The 16,717-nt window shown below is 62.9% G+C and carries 11 protein-coding genes; 6 read left to right on the top strand and 5 right to left on the bottom strand.

Annotation, left to right across the window (positions count from 1 at the left end):
• Positions 1–65: 65 nt before the first annotated feature.
• A complete protein-coding gene (locus ACFQ6H_RS09350; protein ID WP_378645672.1) occupies positions 66–1,490 on the top strand; it encodes a polysaccharide biosynthesis tyrosine autokinase in 1,425 nt (474 codons plus the stop codon).
• On the opposite strand, the gene ACFQ6H_RS09345 is transcribed toward ACFQ6H_RS09350, so the two are convergent.
• On the bottom strand, positions 1,462–1,986 hold the full coding sequence (locus ACFQ6H_RS09345) for a low molecular weight phosphatase family protein (RefSeq protein ID WP_378635490.1): 525 nt from the start codon (positions 1,984–1,986) through the stop codon (positions 1,462–1,464). The two genes, ACFQ6H_RS09350 and ACFQ6H_RS09345, sit on opposite strands and share 29 nt — an antisense overlap.
• 108 nt (positions 1,987–2,094) lie before the next feature.
• On the opposite strand from ACFQ6H_RS09345, the gene ACFQ6H_RS09340 reads away from it, so the two are divergent.
• Positions 2,095–3,414, top strand: a complete 1,320-nt coding sequence (locus tag ACFQ6H_RS09340) for a UDP-glucose dehydrogenase family protein (protein WP_378645670.1) — start codon at positions 2,095–2,097, stop codon at positions 3,412–3,414.
• A gap of 149 nt (positions 3,415–3,563) precedes the next feature.
• Positions 3,564–5,243, top strand: coding sequence for an Hsp70 family protein (locus ACFQ6H_RS09335; protein WP_378645667.1), 1,680 nt, complete (start codon positions 3,564–3,566; stop codon positions 5,241–5,243).
• 10 nt (positions 5,244–5,253) lie between these two features.
• Here the strand turns inward: ACFQ6H_RS09335 and ACFQ6H_RS09330 are convergent, their stop codons facing one another.
• Together ACFQ6H_RS09330 and ACFQ6H_RS09325 are read right to left on the bottom strand one after the other, a co-directional pair.
• Entirely contained in the window at positions 5,254–6,516 is a 1,263-nt protein-coding gene (locus ACFQ6H_RS09330) for a YibE/F family protein (protein WP_378535987.1), read from the bottom strand.
• Between the two features lie 515 nt (positions 6,517–7,031).
• The gene (locus tag ACFQ6H_RS09325) at positions 7,032–8,285 is read right to left on the bottom strand and encodes a pyridoxal phosphate-dependent aminotransferase (RefSeq protein WP_378645665.1); all 1,254 of its coding nucleotides are present in this window, start codon (positions 8,283–8,285) and stop codon (positions 7,032–7,034) included.
• Between the two features lie 76 nt (positions 8,286–8,361).
• On the opposite strand from ACFQ6H_RS09325, the gene ACFQ6H_RS09320 reads away from it, so the two are divergent.
• Complete coding sequence (locus ACFQ6H_RS09320) at positions 8,362–10,299, top strand: prolyl oligopeptidase family serine peptidase (protein ID WP_378645662.1); 1,938 nt, start codon at positions 8,362–8,364, stop codon at positions 10,297–10,299.
• Here ACFQ6H_RS09320 and ACFQ6H_RS09315 read toward each other — a convergent pair.
• Entirely contained in the window at positions 10,247–11,215 is a 969-nt protein-coding gene (locus ACFQ6H_RS09315; RefSeq protein WP_378645659.1) for a hypothetical protein, read from the bottom strand. The genes ACFQ6H_RS09320 and ACFQ6H_RS09315 overlap by 53 nt on opposite strands.
• Positions 11,216–11,459: 244 nt before the next feature.
• Here ACFQ6H_RS09315 and ACFQ6H_RS09310 point away from each other — a divergent pair, with 244 nt between their 5' ends.
• Positions 11,460–12,638 carry a DUF6745 domain-containing protein gene (locus tag ACFQ6H_RS09310; protein ID WP_378645657.1) on the top strand — a complete coding sequence of 393 codons (1,179 nt, stop codon included), beginning with the start codon at positions 11,460–11,462 and terminating at the stop codon, positions 12,636–12,638.
• 40 nt (positions 12,639–12,678) lie between these two features.
• On the top strand, positions 12,679–13,134 hold the full coding sequence (locus ACFQ6H_RS09305) for a hypothetical protein (protein WP_378645654.1): 456 nt from the start codon (positions 12,679–12,681) through the stop codon (positions 13,132–13,134).
• 174 nt (positions 13,135–13,308) lie between these two features.
• Here ACFQ6H_RS09305 and ACFQ6H_RS09300 read toward each other — a convergent pair whose 3' ends face one another.
• Positions 13,309–16,503: a (Fe-S)-binding protein gene (locus tag ACFQ6H_RS09300; RefSeq protein WP_378645651.1), complete on the bottom strand. Its 3,195-nt coding sequence runs from the start codon at positions 16,501–16,503 to the stop codon at positions 13,309–13,311.
• Positions 16,504–16,717 lie beyond the last annotated feature (214 nt).

Below are 16,717 nucleotides of genomic sequence, written 5' to 3'. Positions count from 1 at the left end.
CGGCCTGACCGGCAACAACCGCTCAGACCCGCAGTGGGCATGCGTGAGCCGAAGGAGACATCAAGATGGAAATAATCGACTACCTCAAGATATTACAAGCCAGGTGGCGGACAGCCGCGGTCGTAACCGTGCTCGGAATCCTGGGAGCACTTGGTGCGTCCCTTCTTTCGACACCGATCTACCAGGCCTCGACCCGGTTGTTCGTGTCGACGTCGGAGGGAACCTCGGTCAACGAGGCACTTCAAGGTAGCCAGCTGTCGCAGCAGCGAGTTCTGTCGTATACAAAACTTCTGACGGGTCGAACGCTCGCACAGCGGACGATCGACGAACTGGGGCCGAGAGTGGTCGGCGGGATGTCGGCTGACGAGTTGGCCTCCAAGGTCACTGCAACGTCGGCGCCCGACACTGTGTTGATCGACCTCGCGGTCAAGGACGCGTCACCGGAACTCGCACGCGAGATAGCGAACACGCTCTCGTCCGAATTCGTCGCATTGGCACAGGAACTGGAGACACCCGAGAACGGCGGAACACCGCCTGCACGTGTGGTCGTCGAGCAGCAAGCTCAAGAGCCGACTGTTCCCGTGTCACCCAAGACTTCGCGCAACCTCGCGCTCGGAGCAGTGGCGGGACTGCTGTTGGGGATCGCTCTTGCGCTGATTCGCGATCGACTCGACAACACGGTGAAGGATCGTCGAACGGTGGAAGAGATCGCGGGTTCGGCGATGGTGGGCACGATCCCGTTCGACAAGGACGTCGAAGTGAACCACGCGATTGCTTTCAGTGAAGGTAATTCCGTGAGTGCCGAAGCGTTCCGCGAATTGCGCACCAACCTTCAGTTCCTCGAAGTCGATCACCCACCTCGCGCGATTGTCGTCACGAGTTCGCTTCCCTCCGAAGGTAAGACAACCACGGCAGTGAACATCGCACTGGTCTTGGCAGAGGCAGGTAAATCGGTCTGTCTGATGGAAGGTGATCTCCGGAAGCCGCGGGTATCGAAGTACCTGGGATTGATCGGGAGCGTCGGTGTCAGTTCGGTACTCTCTGGTCAAGCGACCCTGGATGACGTGCTGCAGCCGACCGAATTCGCCGGGCTGACCGTGCTGGCCTCGGGACCGATCCCGCCGAACCCGAGCGAACTGCTCGGCACGGACACGGCCAAACACGTTCTGGAGGAACTGCGGGCGCGATACGACTACGTCATCATCGACGCCTCTCCGCTGCTACCCGTCACGGACGCTGCAGTTCTGGCAGCCATGTCGGACGGCGCTCTGGTGATCGCCCGACACGGCTCCACGAAGCGTGATCAACTGGCGCGCGCCGTCGGAAACCTGCAGAGCGTGGGAGCACACGTCCTGGGCACTGTCATCACGATGACTCCGTCTCGAGGACGTAATGCATACGAGTACAGCTACTCCTACGAGTCGGACAAGTCGCTACCGCAGTTGACCGCGGTGACTTCGCTCAGCCCTCGCCGAAGCGAAGTCGGCTGAGCAACGGGCCCACGAGGTCGGCGATCTGAAGTCCGATCTCGTGAAAGAGCTTCTCTTCCTTACCCATCGGATCCGTGACGTCCTCGGGTTCGGTGGCACGAAAACGCGGTCTGGCGGCGGCGAGATCGTCGACACTGCCGGCGTCGGCGAGCGTGGCCAACCGTGCGGCCTCTCGAAGGGTGAAGGTGCGCTTCAGTCGGGTCGGAGCCATCGCCAGGACTTTGTCCCGGTGACTTTCGGTCATCGTGAGAATGAGATCGGCATCCGCAGCCAGCGCCGTCGTCAGACGTCGGGCTTGAAACTCTCCGGGTTCGCCGCCGAGACCCGCGAGAACCCGTGCCGCAGTCGGCTCGATCGGGTGTCCGACCATCGCCCGGGTGCCGGCACTCGAAGCGGTGAATCCGGTGGCCCCGGCTTCGGCGGCATAGGCACGCGCCAGGCGTTCACCGGTAGGTGATCGGCAAATATTTCCCGTACAGACAAAGAGAACGTGCATGGCAGAAGCATAGGTCGCAGGCGCGACGCACTCGTCGTACGCCCGATGTTGGTTTCGCGCCCACCTCGCGTACGCGTGTCGGAAAGTTCGGGCGCATACCAACAACACATGAAAATGACCGTGTTCGGAACGGGATACCTGGGGGCGACCCACGCAGTGTGTATGGCCGAACTGGGCCACGACGTGCTGGGAGTCGACATCGACCAGTCCAAGGTCGACAAGTTGTCTCGGGGGGAGGTCCCGTTCTTCGAGCCGGGCCTGACCGAAATGCTCGAGAAGAATCTGGAGTCGGGTCGGCTCCGGTTCACGACGTCCTACGCCGACGCCGCGGAATTCGCCGACATTCATTTTGTCGGGGTGGGGACTCCGCAGAAGAAGGGGGAGTACGCCGCGGATCTGAGTCACGTTCATTCGGTGATCGACATGTTGGCGCCGTTCCTTCTACGGCCTTCGCTTATCGTCGGCAAGTCGACCGTCCCGGTGGGGACGGCTGCGGCTCTCGGCGAGCGACTGCGGGCCACTGCGCCCGCGGGTGACGCCGTCGAGGTGGCCTGGAATCCGGAGTTTCTGCGTGAGGGGCACGCCATCGCGGACACCCTGAGCCCTGATCGGTTGGTTCTGGGGGTTGATCGTGATCGACCGGGAAATGCCGAAGGTGTTCTTCGTGAGGTGTACGCCGAGATGCTAGGTGCGGGGGTGCCGTTCCTCGTGACCGATCTGGCTACATCCGAGTTGGTCAAAGGATCTGCGAATGCGTTTCTCGCGACCAAGGTGTCCTTCATCAACGCGATTGCGGAGGTGTGTGAGGCCACCGGCGCCGATGTCTCGATGTTGGCGGACGCTCTGGGATACGACGACCGGATCGGCAGGCGGTTTCTGAATGCGGGCTTGGGGTTCGGCGGTGGTTGCCTGCCGAAGGACATTCGGGCTTTCATGGCACGCGCCGGCGAGTTGGGTGTAGACCAAGCGCTGTACTTTCTTCGTGAGGTCGACAGCATCAACATGCGACGACGAACAAAAGCAGTGGAACTGGTGACGGCAGCCTGCGAAGGCGGTTTGCTGGGAGCTAACGTGTCGGTGCTCGGGGCGGCATTCAAACCCGAATCCGACGATGTTCGCGATTCGCCTGCGCTGAACGTGGCGGGAATGATGCAGCTTCACGGGGCGGCAGTTACCGTCTTCGATCCGAAGGCGATGGACAATTCTCGCCGACTGTTCCCCACCCTGCACTACGCAACCTCCACGTCAGACGCCTGTAAGAATGCTGATGTCGTTTTGATCGCGACCGAATGGGACGAGTTCGCCTCACTCGTGCCTGCCGATCTGGAACCCCTTGTTCGTCGACGCGTGATCGTCGACGCCAGAAATTGCCTCGATCCGAAGGTCTGGCGTGCTGCCGGATGGAACTATCGCGGATTAGGTCGCTAGGTCGAACGTCCAGGTTGCGAAAAAGTAGCTGCATCTGGCTGTTAGATGCGACGCGCGAACCTCGCGGACCACCCCTAGTGGGTAGACTTCCGGCCGGGGAATGACGGGGTCTGCTGACAAGACCCGTCCACGGTCGACGAAGGTGGATCATGAACTTGGTTTTGGGCGTGACGGTGGGAGCCAGCGCTGTGCGTTTGGCGCGACCGGGGACGCCTGACCACAGCGGTCCGGTGTTTCGATCGAGATCGGTTGAGCGGGGGCGGGACGTCCCGGAGGACATCGCTGCAGAAGCGACCCGAGTGGCGTTGTCCGAGAATGCCGAACTCAGCAGTCATACGGTCGTCGTCTACCGGGATCAAGCGCAAGCCGGTGCACTCCAGACCGCGTTCGAACAGAAAGGTGTCGACAACTTCGAGTTGGTTCCCGAAGTTTCGGCGACGCTCCGGATGCTCGAGGAACCCGGTGCGCTGACCGACCAGAACACGCTTGTCGTCGTCGACATGGGTAGTTCGGGATCGACGATCAGCGTTGTGGACAGGCATACGAGGTCTACCGTCGTGACCGCTCGGTCGACTCGGGTCAGTGGAGACCATTTCGACGACCTCGTCTACTCCGACCAAACGGTGCGTCGCCGAATTGCGACGCCGGCCGACCCGGGCGGCGACTCTGAACTGCAGGCGCGATGCCGACTTGCCAAGGAACAGCTGTCCACACGGAGCGCCGTGTGCCTGCCCGGCCCTGGTGGGCTTCTCTTGCTGTCGCGGGAAGTCTTCGATTCCCTGGTCATCACGTCGGTGGAGGCATTTGCGCGAGAAATACGCGAGGTCATCGCTACGTCCGGCCGCAACCCGGACGCGATTGTCCTCATCGGCGGCGGCGCGCGCGTCCCGATCGTGCGGGCGACTCTCGCGGCGTGGCTCGATTGCCCCGTCATCGCGCCCGAGCAGCCTGAACTGGTGACCGCACAAGGTGCTGCGCTGATCGCGGAGTTGTCCGTGACGCCGTCGTCACGCCCGGTCGCCGCGCCGGTTCAGGTCCCGGCGGTGGCGCCGATCTTCGCGCCTTATCCGATTCACACACCGGCGGAGGTGCCCGTCCCGGTACAGGCGTTCAGCCATGGAGGAGTCGCGACGCTCCCCGAATCGGAGCGACCGAAAGCTGCGCCGGAGGTTGCTGCCGAGGTGAAGTCTGTTCCGCAGGAACAGAGGTCGAGTCCGTACGCTGCGGAACTGCCGCAGCCACGACCGAACCGACACGAGCAACGATTCGACCAAAGTGCAGATTTTGTCGTCACTGACAGTGAACCGGTCACGGACGGGTTCGGGGCCGAGCAGGACGCCGATACCGTGGCCGTGATGGTTGACGCCCAGGCGTACTCGGCAGTGCGCGAAGACAAGGGAGTCGGAGCAGGGACCGCACACCCGTCGTGGCTCGCCGGAACACAGACTGTGGAAACCACATCCACCGAGCTTAGGAATCCACTGCGTTTTGCCGGCCTCGGCGCCGGTGTGATCGCGGCAGTCGTCATCGTCGGACTGGGGTTGGGCTACGGCGGAAAGGTCTTCGGAGACTCCGAACAAGCCGGACCTGTGGCAACCGAGGTGACTACGACAGCCCCGACGACCACGACCACTCCGCCGCCGCCGACCACAACGACGCCGCCTCCGACTACGACCGAGGAAGCCCCACCCGTCGTCGAGGCACCGCCGGTTGTGCAGGACACCTACGTGCCGCCGGCGCCAGCACCTGCGCCTCCGCCGCCCGCGATCTACATTCCCGGACTGCCGCCGATTCTGTTGCCGGTCCTCCCGCCGATTCCTGGACTCTGAGGCCCGGTTCTCAGCGTTTGGAGTGGCGTCCACCTGAAGTCGAACCGGCCTTTACCGCACTGCCGGGTGGCCGCGCGAGAATCACGGCGATGGCAGTGGTGAGCGGAACCGAAAGAGCCAGAGCTATTCCGCCGACCGCGGACCGTACGATTTCGATCGCGACGGCGTCACCGACCAAAACGTCCTGAAGCGGGCGCCCGCTGACACTGAAGAGCAGCAGCAACGGCAGAGCCCCGCCCGCGTACGCGAGAACCAAGGTGTAGACCGTGCTGGCGATGTGATCGCGTCCGACCCGCATCGCACCGCTGAAGACTTTTCGGCGGGACGCATGCTTGTCGAGTTCGGCCAACTCGAACGCCGAGGATGCCTGGGTGATGGTGACGTCGTTGAGGACGCCCAGTGAGCCGATGATGAATCCCGCCAACAGCAGGCCGGTGATGTCTATGTGCTCGATGTACGTCTGAACATTGGTGTTCTGCTCTTCGGACAAGCCGGTGAGATGAGTCAGTTCGATACAGAGGTAGGAGAGAACGGCAGCGAGCACCATCGCGGCGAGGGTGCCCAGCAATGCCGAACTGGTTTTCAACGAGACGCCATGCGCCAGATAGAGAACCGCGTACAAGATCACCGCCCCGGCGACCAGTGCAACGGGTATTGCAGGCTTGCCGTCCAGTAAGGCGGGGAGGAGAAATCCGACGACAACGCCGAAGGCGATCACCAGGCCGACAAGTGCGCGCAGTCCGCGCCACCGCGCAACGGCGATGATGACGACGGCAAACGCGACGACGATCAGCGCCAGCGGGAGTCCACGCGAATAGTCCTCGAAGGAGTACTGCGTATTGCCGTTCGGGTCCGTCTGACGCACGAGTCGAATGTGGTCACCCACGCGAAGGTCCGGCTGACCGGCACCTGGAATGACCTCGAGCAATGTCTTTGTTCCGGCATTAGGCCCGGATTCGATATCGACGATACTTCGCTGACATTGATAGGCAGAGGTGGGTGGCGGTTGCGGTGCGCCGACGAATACCCTTCCAGCGGAGGAGCTTCCGCAGTCGCCGAGGTCCTGCATCGTGACAGTGCCCGCTTCGGTTTCCACCGAGCTGCCGTCGGCGTTCTGAAACGGGAGCGGGACGGGAATGGTGTTCTTGTCCGGCCACAGCGCGATTGCTGCTGCGACGACGACCATACCGATGACGACGAGCAAGCCGATGACGACGCGGGATGCGGTGGGCCCGATCTGAATGGGTCCGCCGTGGCCGTGGCCGTGACTCATCGGAAACGGAGTGTCGGACTGGGGATTTGCACCGGTGCAATGTTATCGGCTCCGAAGCGGATGATCAGCTTCTGTGGATAGTGTCGATCGACGGCATTGTTGATCAACGGCAGTGTCGGCACAGGCAATAACCGGGAGAGAAGTACCGGAATGTGAAAACTGGGATTGGTCGAGCTGGGTGGCGGGGAACAGGGGGGGTTGTCCCCGCCACCAACCTGGTATCCACAGGGGGGGGAGGGATACCAGGTGCTCGCGGCACCGAAGTGCTGATAACTAATGTACCCAATTTCAAACCGATTTGGCGCGTTGTCCAACTACCAATTTCACAACGAATCACGTACCGGTTGGACCGTTTTCACATCAGGGCAGGTCACTAATTAGTTAAAGTGTCAATCAAACCGCGTGGTTTGCGAAATATGTGACCAAGGTCGCACAAATGCCCCGCCGTTTTACGTTTACGGGGCATTTGTACAACGAATTGTTTACTCGATTTCGCCCGGATTCGGCCGGAGAATCTACTGCTTGTAACTGGTGAGGAAGTTGCCGAATCGTTCGATGGCCACGGCAAGATCTCGGGCCCACGGGAGCGTCACGATTCGAAGGTGATCGTGGTTCGGCCAATTGAATCCGGTGCCCTGAACCATCAGGATCTTCTCCTGGAGAAGCAGGTCCTGAACCAACTTCTCGTCGTCGTGGATCTCGTAGACGTTCGGATCCAGACGAGGGAACGCGTAGAGCGCGCCGCGAGGCTTGACGCACGAGACACCAGGAATCATGTTCAGCCGCTCCCATGCGACGTCGCGCTGCTCGAGGAGGCGGCCGCCGGGCAGGATCAGGTCCTCGATGCTCTGGTGTCCGCCGAGGGCGACCTGAATGGCGTGCTGTCCGGGGACATTAGGGCACAGCCGCGTCGACGCCAGGAGATCGAGCCCCTCGAGGAAGCCGGCCGCATGATCCTTCGGTCCGGTGATCGCCACCCAGCCGGAGCGGTAGCCCGCGACACGGTAGGCCTTCGAGAGGCCGTTGAACGTCAGGCACAGCAGATCAGGGGCAAGCGTCGCCAGTGAGATGTGCTTTGCGTCGTCATAGAGGATCTTGTCGTAGATCTCGTCGGCGAGCAGCAGAAGCTGATGCTTGCGCGCCAGATCGACCAACTGCTGCAGAACTTCCATCGAGTAGACCGCACCCGTGGGATTGTTCGGGTTGATGACGAGGAGAGCCTTGGTCTTGTCGGTGATCTTGGATTCGATATCGGCGATATCGGGATTCCAGTCGTTGGCCTCGTCGCAGAGGTAATGGACGGGTGTGCCGCCGGACAAGCTCGTCATCGCCGTCCACAACGGGTAGTCGGGCGCTGGGATCAGCACCTCGTCGCCGTTGTTGAGGAGAGCTTGCATGGTCATCGTGATCAGCTCGGAAACACCGTTGCCGAGGTAGATGTCGTCGACGTCGAGCTCGGGGAAGCCGGGAACCAGCTCGTATCGCGTCACGATCGCGCGCCGCGCCGACAGAATGCCCTTGGATTCCGAATAGCCCTGCGCATAGGGCAGAGCAGCAATCATGTCCCGCATGATCACATCGGGAGCATCGAATCCGAACGGTGCCGGGTTGCCGATGTTGAGCTTGAGGATCCGGTGCCCTTCCGCCTCCAACCGGGCGGCGTGCGCGTGCACCGGTCCACGGATTTCGTACAGGACGTTCTGGAGCTTCGACGACTGCTCCAGCTCGCGGTGCGGCTGACGATGGCGGGCGGGTTCTGGTGTGCTCACGACTTACATGATCCCACCACTGTGCAAGTGCATTGTCGGGGACCGTCTCGCACGACCCGTTGGCTATTGTCGAGCGATGACCCCGAGCGAGCAGATTGCAGCCCCGTACGGATCGTGGACTTCGCCGATCACAGCAGCTGATCTCGCTGCAGGCGGGCACCCAGTCGAGGGCGGACGATACGTCGGCGACGAGATCTGGTGGGCCGAACTCCGGCCGACCGAGAGCGGTCGGACGTCGATTCGTCGGTCTGGTCTCGACAACCAACCCGTCGACCTTCTCCCTGCGCCATGGAATGCGCGGACCAGGGTTCACGAGTACGGCGGTGGCGCCTGGACCGTCACGGAGTCCGGGAAACTGGTCTTCAGTGAATTCTCCGATCAACGTGTGTACGTCCTCGACGGCCTCACTCCGCGGGCTCTGACGCCAGAGCCGGCGTCGCCGGCCGCGCTGCGGTACGCGGACCTGCAGATCGTGAACGGCGAGGTGTGGGCGGTTAGGGAGGCGCACGCTGTCGACGGGACGATCACTCGCGACATCTGTGCGATACCGCTGGACGGCTCCGGTGAGATTCGCTCGATCGTCGGCGGCTCCGATTTCCTCTCCTCGCCGAGGCTTTCGCCGAGCGGAACCAAGATCGCCTGGATCGCGTGGGATCATCCCCAAATGCCCTGGGACGGTACCGAACTTCGGGTCGCTCCACTCGTCGACGGCGTCGCGCAAGCGTATTCCGTGCTGGTCGGTGGATCCGAAGAGTCTGTCCTGCAACCGGAGTGGATCACCGACGACGAGCTCTACGCAATCAGTGATCGCAGCGGCTGGTGGAACATCTATCGCGTCGGCGCCGAGATCACCCCGATCTGCCCGACGGATGCGGATTTCGGTGGGCCGCACTGGCGATTCGGCGCGCGCTGGTTCGTCGAACTCGACAACGGACACCTTCTCACCGCACGCACCGTGGGAACCGACACACTGGCGGTACTCGACCCGGCGTCGGGAGAACTGCGCGACATCGCGATCCCTGGCGTCACCAGCATCGGCCTCATGCAGGTCCGTGGAGACCGGCTGCTGCTCACCTCGGGCGGAGCAAAGCTGGCGGGTGCGCTACGTGAATTGAACCTCGGTACCGGCGAACTCGAAGAAATCCGTTCTTCGGTCGAAGAATTGCCCGAGTCCGCGTATCTCCCGGAAGCGCGGGCCGTCGTCGCCCACGGACAGGGGCGAGAAGTGCATGCCGTCGCGTATCCGCCGCGCAGTCCGCGATACAAAGGTCTCGACGGTGAACTGCCGCCGTACGTCGCGTTTGTTCACGGTGGCCCGACGGCGCACGTAGCACCGGCACTGAACCTCGTCTACGCCTTCTTCACCAGCCGCGGAATCGGCGTCGTCGACGTGAATTACGGAGGGTCGACCGGTTACGGACGGGAGTATCGCAACCGACTGCGTGGACAGTGGGGCGTCGTCGACGTGCAGGATGTCGTCACCGCCGTCACCGGGTTGGCCGAGCAGGGACTTGCCGATCCGGCCCGCCTTGCCATCGAGGGCGGATCTGCCGGTGGATGGACCGTTCTGGCCGCGCTGACAACCTCCGACGTGTTCGCTTGTGGTGCTTCCTATTTCGGCGTGGCCGAACTGGACCTGTTCGTGCAGGAAACTCACGATTTCGAATCGCGCTACGTCGACGGTTTGATCGGCCCGCTGCCGGAATCTGCCGATCTGTATGCGGAACGTGCTCCGCTCAACAACGTCGACGGGTTGAACTGCCCGGTGTTGCTGCTCCAGGGTCTCGACGATCCGATCGTGCCACCCTCTCAGGCGGAGCGATTCCGAGATGCTTTGGTGGCCAAGGGTATTCCGCACGCGTACCTCGCCTATGAGGGTGAATCCCACGGATTCCGCAAGCAGTCGACCATCATCAGCTCACGTAACGCCGAGTTGTCCTTCTACGGGCAGGTACTAGGATTCACCCCACCCGGCATTCCGGCACTGGAGCTGTGGGAGCCGGCTGGTACCTGACCGGCCCGCGCGAGAAGGCCGCCATGATCCGACCTGCCACGACCGACGGAGTCGACAGGTCGGACCAGGTCCACCTCGCGACCTGCCAACCTGCGTCACGGAGCCGGTCTTCGCGGAGTTTCTCGTTCCAGAGCACGTCCTCGGCGCTGCGACCGGCGGGCACCAGTCGGCCGTACTTGATGCGACCGTCGAACTCTCCGACAGTGCACTGTTCACGCCACAGGAAGTCGACGCGACCGATCGGCCCGCGAGCGTCGCGGATTTCGACCTGGGGCTCGGGGAGCGGCAAGTGCTCGCGGATGAACAGCGCGAGGCTGCGTGATTCGCCGACGCTTTCGATACGGGAGTCCATCGCAGCGAGGGCGTGGAGCGCGTGTCGATGTCGCGGGTGGTTCGGGCTGAGCGCAATCGAGTCCGTGAGCGCTTCCGTCGTCAATGACGACCGGCGCAGTGCTGAATTACCAACCACGAGAGCCTGTTCGAAAGGCAGCACTCTGGCGAGATCGGCAACAGTGCGAGCCGGAGTCGTGACGCGCAGACCATCGACTTCGATGATCTCGTTGTCCGTCAGCGATGTCGAGTGCACGTGACGTCGAGCGGACTTTCGGCCACCACCTCGCCGGTTCCGGGACAGGTGGACGACCTCGAGCGGAGTGTTCCAGAGTTCGAAACCGTGCAGCACCGCAGCCGAGATGTGGCTGACAGCGGCACCGGATGAAGCGGCGCAGGCCACGGCCTCGGTCCGCAATCGATGTCGTCCGTATGCGTCGAGGCGGGACAGGTGGCCGCTGTCCACGTACGCACCACGATGGATTCTGGCCCAGGTTCCACTGGCGCAGGCCTGTCGGATCTCGGCATCGGTGCGACCGATCGACAGTTGGTCCGGCCTGCGGATGATATGTGTCTGTTCCCCCATGCCGATCGATCTTGGTGCACGTGGCGACGAGAGAGAAGTGGTGATCCGGAGGTTGTGGATAAGTTCGAGTGAGCACCACTTGTCCACAGTGCGAACTGGTTTCACCCCATTGGAGGGGGTGTTGAGTAAACGGAAATGGTGGCCGGTTCTCGACGTTGCGCCCGGGTGTTCCTTGCATTCGGAGCGTTTGCGTGCCACGCTGTAGAACTATGACTACAGGAAAGGCGGACACCGCCACCGTCGCGTGAGCGCCGCACCGATTCGCTCGTCGGCATCACGTCGAGCGACATTGCCCGAGAACTTCAATCTCTTCGACGAAGACAGTCTGGCCCTGGAAAAGATCCGCGACGTTTGGCTCGAACGCGGATTGTGTACTCGTCCTGCTGATCGAAACACCGCAGAATCCTCTGTCTCGCAACTGTATCGGCGGTCCGGATTCCCGAAACCGGAGTTCGTCTGGGTTCCGTCTCCCCGTGCCGGTTCGGACCTGATCGTCACCGAAGGACTGTCGACCAAGATGTCCTTGGACGGCGCCGGACTCGACTGCGCATCTGGGTATATCGCGAGCATGTTTGCTGCATCGCGCCGCCGCATGGACACGCGAATCGAACGTCGGAGAACTGGCTGGCAGATAGAACGCCGACAGAGGGAGCGCCCGATCAGGGCGTCCGTTTGGGAATCGTTGCACACCACGCTGTTCGACGGCGTCGCAGCTACGATACGAACGATGTTGACCCCGGTGGCAGGCAGGGTGACCTGGTACGGACAGCAAGAAGCCCATCGAATCGCGTACTACGACACGTTCCGCCGATATGGTCTTGCGACATTCGATTCGGAAGACCGTGAGCTTCTCGACGTGCAAACGGCGCTGGCTGACTCGACCGGGTGGTGGTGGGCGTTCGACAATGTGTGCATCATGGCTGAACGACCCACTGCCTTACATGCCGAACCGATTCCGGGCAGCGCGCAGGGAGCGCGGCGGTTGCACCATTCTGATTCCCCCGCAATCGAATTCGACGACGGCACAAACGCGTTCGTTCTGCACGGGGCGATCGTTCCCGACTGGGTGGTGCTCGACCCGAACCCCGACCGGATCGCGCAGGAGCGCAATGTCGAGATCCGCCGATGTGCGATCGAGCGCATCGGCTGGGATACCTACATCGAGATTGCCGGACTGACACTGGTCGACGAAACTGACGATCCCGGCAATGCAGGTTGTCTGCTTCAGCTCTACGCGTCACCGGAAGCCTGGGGCCGAAGTGGACGAATCCTGCTCGCGGTCAACGGCTCTCTCGAGCGCGATGGGCATCGACGGCGATACGGTCTTCACGTGCCGGGATGGTTCACGTCCGCGATGGATGCCGCCGGATGGACCTACGGCATCACCGGTGCCGACTATGCACGCCTCGTTCGCCGAACCTGAACGTCAAACGCACCCCAACCTCAAACCCCTGGTGATACTTATGAACTCGAACATGACCTTGTCCGCTCTTACCACCCTCACCGGCCTCGATGTCTTCGACTATCTCGACAAGGAAGTGTCCATTCCTGTGGTCGACGGTCTTCAGGCACAGGGCGATCTCATCGTGATCCCGTTCTCGCTGCTTGCAAACATCGTCGCGCCTCTGCCGTGGACTCGATCAGTGAACGTTCCGCTCTCCGGAGTGGAACTGCTGCGAAGTGCGGCGGGCGGGAACCCTCACAGCTTGGTTGCAGATGCAGGGGAGTGCAGGTGGTCGACGCCGGTGAAAGATGCGCGGGGCCTTGCACTCGTCGTGGTCGACACCCGGGTGACTGCGTACCTCATCCATCCGGAGCACGGCGCGACCGGCATCGCTCCGGGGCGTTACGTCATCGGACGGCAGCAGGAAAGGGGTGTCGGGCGTGCGCGCGGTGCGGTGATGCTTGTCGCTGATTGACACGCAGGCCTCGAGTTGGCGGGGGAGTGAGCACCACTTGCGTAGGGCGAGCACCGGTTTCCGCGTGCTGCACGGTGTGTTGGGTCGAGGGAAAGGGTGCTCGGTCGGCTAGGGGCTCCCATACAAACGCGAATGCCCCCACCATGACGGTGAGGGCATTCGCGGGTGGTGCGTCTACTTCTTGCGACCGGGAGCCTTTGCGCCGGCCTTGAATCCGAGTCCGCCGGCCTTGGGGGCGGGCGGCGCAGCGGCAGGTGCCGGAGCTTCCGCGGGTGCGGACGCCTCAGCAGGTGCTTCTGCCTTCACGGGTTCTGCCTTCACGGGTTCGGCCTCCGCAGCCGGTGCCTCCGCAGTCGGTGCCTGCGCTGCCGGCGCCTGGGCTGCAGCGGGGGCTGCCTTCCGAGCACCGGGAGCCTTTGCGCCCGACTTGAATCCGAGTCCGCCTGCCTTGGCGACCGGTGGAGCCTTCGGAGCTTCCGCCTCGGCGGCCGGAGCCTCTGCCGGTGCAGCAGGTGCAGCAGGTGCAGCGGCGGGTGCTTCGGGTGCAGCGGCAGGTGCTTCAGAAGCAGGGGCTGCCTTCGCTCCAGGAGCCTTGGCCCCGCCCTTCATCTGCAGTCCCTTGCCGCCGGGAGCCTTGGCGCCGGACGCCAGGCCCAGACCCTTCGGCTTGGCGACGGGTGCAGCAGCTTCGGGTGCAGCAGCCTCAGCAGCGGGAGCTTCCGCTGCCGGTGCGGCAGCGGCCTTGGCTCCGGGTGCCTTGGCGGCGCCCTTCATCTGCAGTCCCTTGCCGCCGGGAGCCTTGGCTCCGCCCGCAAGACCGAGGCCCTTGGGCTTTGCCGCCGGTGCGGCGGGTGTTGCGGCTTCGGCAGTGGGAGCTGCGTCGGCTTCGGCAGGAGCGGCCTTCTTGGCGCCGGGAGCCTTTGCCCCGCCCGCCATTCCGAGACCCTTGCCGGGTGCCTTGGCGCCGGGAGCTTTCGCTCCGGGTGCCTTGGCAAGGCCCTTCATGGCGAGGCCCTTGCCGGCGGGAGCGGCCTTGGCTTCCGGCGTCGCAGCTGCTTCCTCGACTTCGGCGACCCGATCCTGCTCGACGGATTCGGCCTTTGCCTCAGCAGCGACCGGTGCCTTCTCCCGCGGGATCACCTTGATGTTCTCGGTGAGCTTAGCGGGTTCGAGGCGGGTGACGGAGTTGAGCATCAGCTGTGCGACATCGACAACCTCGACGCCTTCGCCCTGGCCTTGCTCCTGGCGGGCAGTGACGCCGTCGGTGAGCATGACGCGGCAGAACGGGCAACCCGTGGCGATCTTCTTGGGGTTGGTGGAGAGCGCTTCGTCGACGCGGTCGACGTTGATGCGCTTGCCGATGTTCTCTTCCATCCACATGCGGGCGCCACCGGCACCACAGCACATGGAACGTTCACCGTGACGCGGCATTTCGACGAGCTTGGCGCCGGAGGCTTCCATGAGTTCACGGGGAGCGTCGTAGACCTTGTTGTGGCGTCCGAGGAAGCACGGGTCGTGGTAGGTGACGTCTTCGCTCACGGATGCAACGGGGATCAGCTTCTTCTGGCGCACCAGGCGGTTGAGCAGCTGGGTGTGGTGCACGACCTCGTAGTCGCCGCCCACCTCCGGGTACTCGTTGCCGAGGGCGTTGAAGCAGTGCGCACAGGTGACGACGATCTTGCGCTTCTTTTTCTCGATACCGTCGAAGACGGAGTTGAGCATCTCGATGTTCTGCATCGCGAGCTGCTGGAACAAGAACTCGTTGCCGGCACGACGAGCGGAGTCGCCGGTGCAGGTTTCGTCGGCGCCGAGAACCATGAACTTCACTCCCGCGGTGGCGAGGAGCTCGGCAACGGCCTTGGTGGTCTTCTTGGCACGGTCTTCGTAGGCACCGGCGCAGCCGACCCAGAAGAGGTACTCGTAGTCCTCGAAGCTGTCGGCATCCTTGCCGAAGACGGGGATCTCGAAGTCCATCTCGCCTATCCAGTTGAGACGGTCCTTGGAGTTCTGACCCCAGGGGTTGCCCTTGTTCTCGAGGTTCTTGAACAGGCCGGCGAGCTCGGAGGGGAACTCCGACTCGATGAGGACCTGGTAGCGGCGCATGTCGATGATGTGGTCGACGTGTTCGATGTCGACGGGGCACTGCTCGACGCAGGCGCCGCAGTTGGTGCAGCTCCACAGGGTTTCGGCGTCGATGACCGGGGCCATCTCACCTTCGACGGTCTCACCGACGAGCTTGCGGTCGGCCTCGAGTCGTGCAGCCTCCGGGATCGCGGCGAGGGCGCCTTCCCTGACGTTGCCTTCGGCGTCGACGAGACCGATCTCGTCGCCGCCCATGTCCTTGCGTCCACCGGCCAACAGATACGGGGCCTTGGCATAGCCGTGGTCACGCAGCGACATGATGAGCAGCTTGGGGGAGAGCGGCTTTCCGGTGTTCCACGCGGGGCACTGGGACTGGCAACGCCCGCACTCGGTGCAGGTGGTGAAGTCGAGCCAGCCCTTCCATGAGAAGTCTTCGATGTTTCCGGCGCCGAGGGTGTCGGTGTCGGGGTCGACGTTGTCCATGGTGAGGGCTTTGCCCTTGGACATCATGGGCTTTGCGGCGCCGAGGGCGACGGTGCCGTCGTCTTCACGCTTGAAGTAGATGTTGAAGAACGCCGAGAAGCGGTGCCACGCGACACCCCAGGTGATGTTGCGGCCCACGATCGCGAGCCAGATCATGCCGGTCATCAGCTTGACGAACGCGAACACCGAGATCATGACGGGGCTGGCGGGAAGCAGTTTGGCGACCTGCATGGTGAAGAAGTCGGTCCACGGATTGGCGTGGCCGTAGGTCGCGATCTTGCCGGCCTTGACCATGATCATGCCCAGGCCCTCGAGCAGGACGATGCCTTCGATGACGTAGGCAGCCTTGAAGTTGGAGCCGCCGAAACGGGACAGGCGCGCGGGCAGACGCGGGTGGTTGAGCTGACGGATCACGATCAGCGTGGTGATACCGATGACGGTGCCAAGGCCGAGGATCTCGTCCCACAGGTGCCACGCCCACGTGTTACCGAAGATGGGCCAGTGGAACTCGGGGTTGAACGTCTGGCCGTAAGCCTCGAACCACAGCAGGAATCCGCCGAGGAAGCCGACCATGACGAGCCAGTGGGCCCAGCCGACGCTGCGGAACTTGTTCATGCGCGTGTGCGCGATGAACTCGATGATCATCTGCTTGAAGCGAGGGAAGAACGGGCGCCATCGATCGGGTGCCGACTGGCCGATGCGCACGGTGTTGAACATCCTCAATGCACCTGAGAGGAAGATGTACCAACACACCAAGCTCAGCAGTGCACCAATCGTGCCCAACGTAATCGTCAGGGCATTCATGTCGCGGCCTTTCGTTTCAGGGCGACGCGTCGGCCACCTCGGGACAGCCCACTGATACTAACCTGCGTTATGTTACCCGCCAGTAACTAGCATTACCAGCCTGTAGGTACCGGCTGGTAACCGCTCGTGGCCTGGAGAGATCAATCTTCTGCGTCGGACGGGCTTGGCCAGACGCAGACATGTCTGGTCGTCACGTTAGGCGGTGCCCATCAGG

The sequence above is a fragment of the Rhodococcus sp. NPDC056506 genome, assembly GCF_042794945.1.
In the GTDB taxonomy this organism is placed as follows: Bacteria; Actinomycetota; Actinomycetes; order Mycobacteriales; family Mycobacteriaceae; genus Rhodococcus_F.
This window is presented reverse-complemented; position numbering and strand designations above follow the sequence as displayed.

What these genes read in the sequence shown, in the direction of transcription:
- ACFQ6H_RS09300 (WP_378645651.1), bottom strand. Translation starts at nt 16,503, where the DNA reads ATGAATGCCCTGACGATTACGTTGGGCACGATTGGTGCACTGCTGAGC.
- ACFQ6H_RS09345 (WP_378635490.1), bottom strand. Translation starts at nt 1,986, where the DNA reads ATGCACGTTCTCTTTGTCTGTACGGGAAATATTTGCCGATCACCTACC.
- ACFQ6H_RS09335 (WP_378645667.1), top strand. Translation starts at nt 3,564, where the DNA reads ATGAACTTGGTTTTGGGCGTGACGGTGGGAGCCAGCGCTGTGCGTTTG.
- ACFQ6H_RS09330 (WP_378535987.1), bottom strand. Translation starts at nt 6,516, where the DNA reads ATGAGTCACGGCCACGGCCACGGCGGACCCATTCAGATCGGGCCCACC.
- ACFQ6H_RS09340 (WP_378645670.1), top strand. Translation starts at nt 2,095, where the DNA reads ATGAAAATGACCGTGTTCGGAACGGGATACCTGGGGGCGACCCACGCA.
- ACFQ6H_RS09315 (WP_378645659.1), bottom strand. Translation starts at nt 11,215, where the DNA reads ATGGGGGAACAGACACATATCATCCGCAGGCCGGACCAACTGTCGATC.
- ACFQ6H_RS09305 (WP_378645654.1), top strand. Translation starts at nt 12,679, where the DNA reads ATGAACTCGAACATGACCTTGTCCGCTCTTACCACCCTCACCGGCCTC.
- ACFQ6H_RS09320 (WP_378645662.1), top strand. Translation starts at nt 8,362, where the DNA reads ATGACCCCGAGCGAGCAGATTGCAGCCCCGTACGGATCGTGGACTTCG.
- ACFQ6H_RS09350 (WP_378645672.1), top strand. Translation starts at nt 66, where the DNA reads ATGGAAATAATCGACTACCTCAAGATATTACAAGCCAGGTGGCGGACA.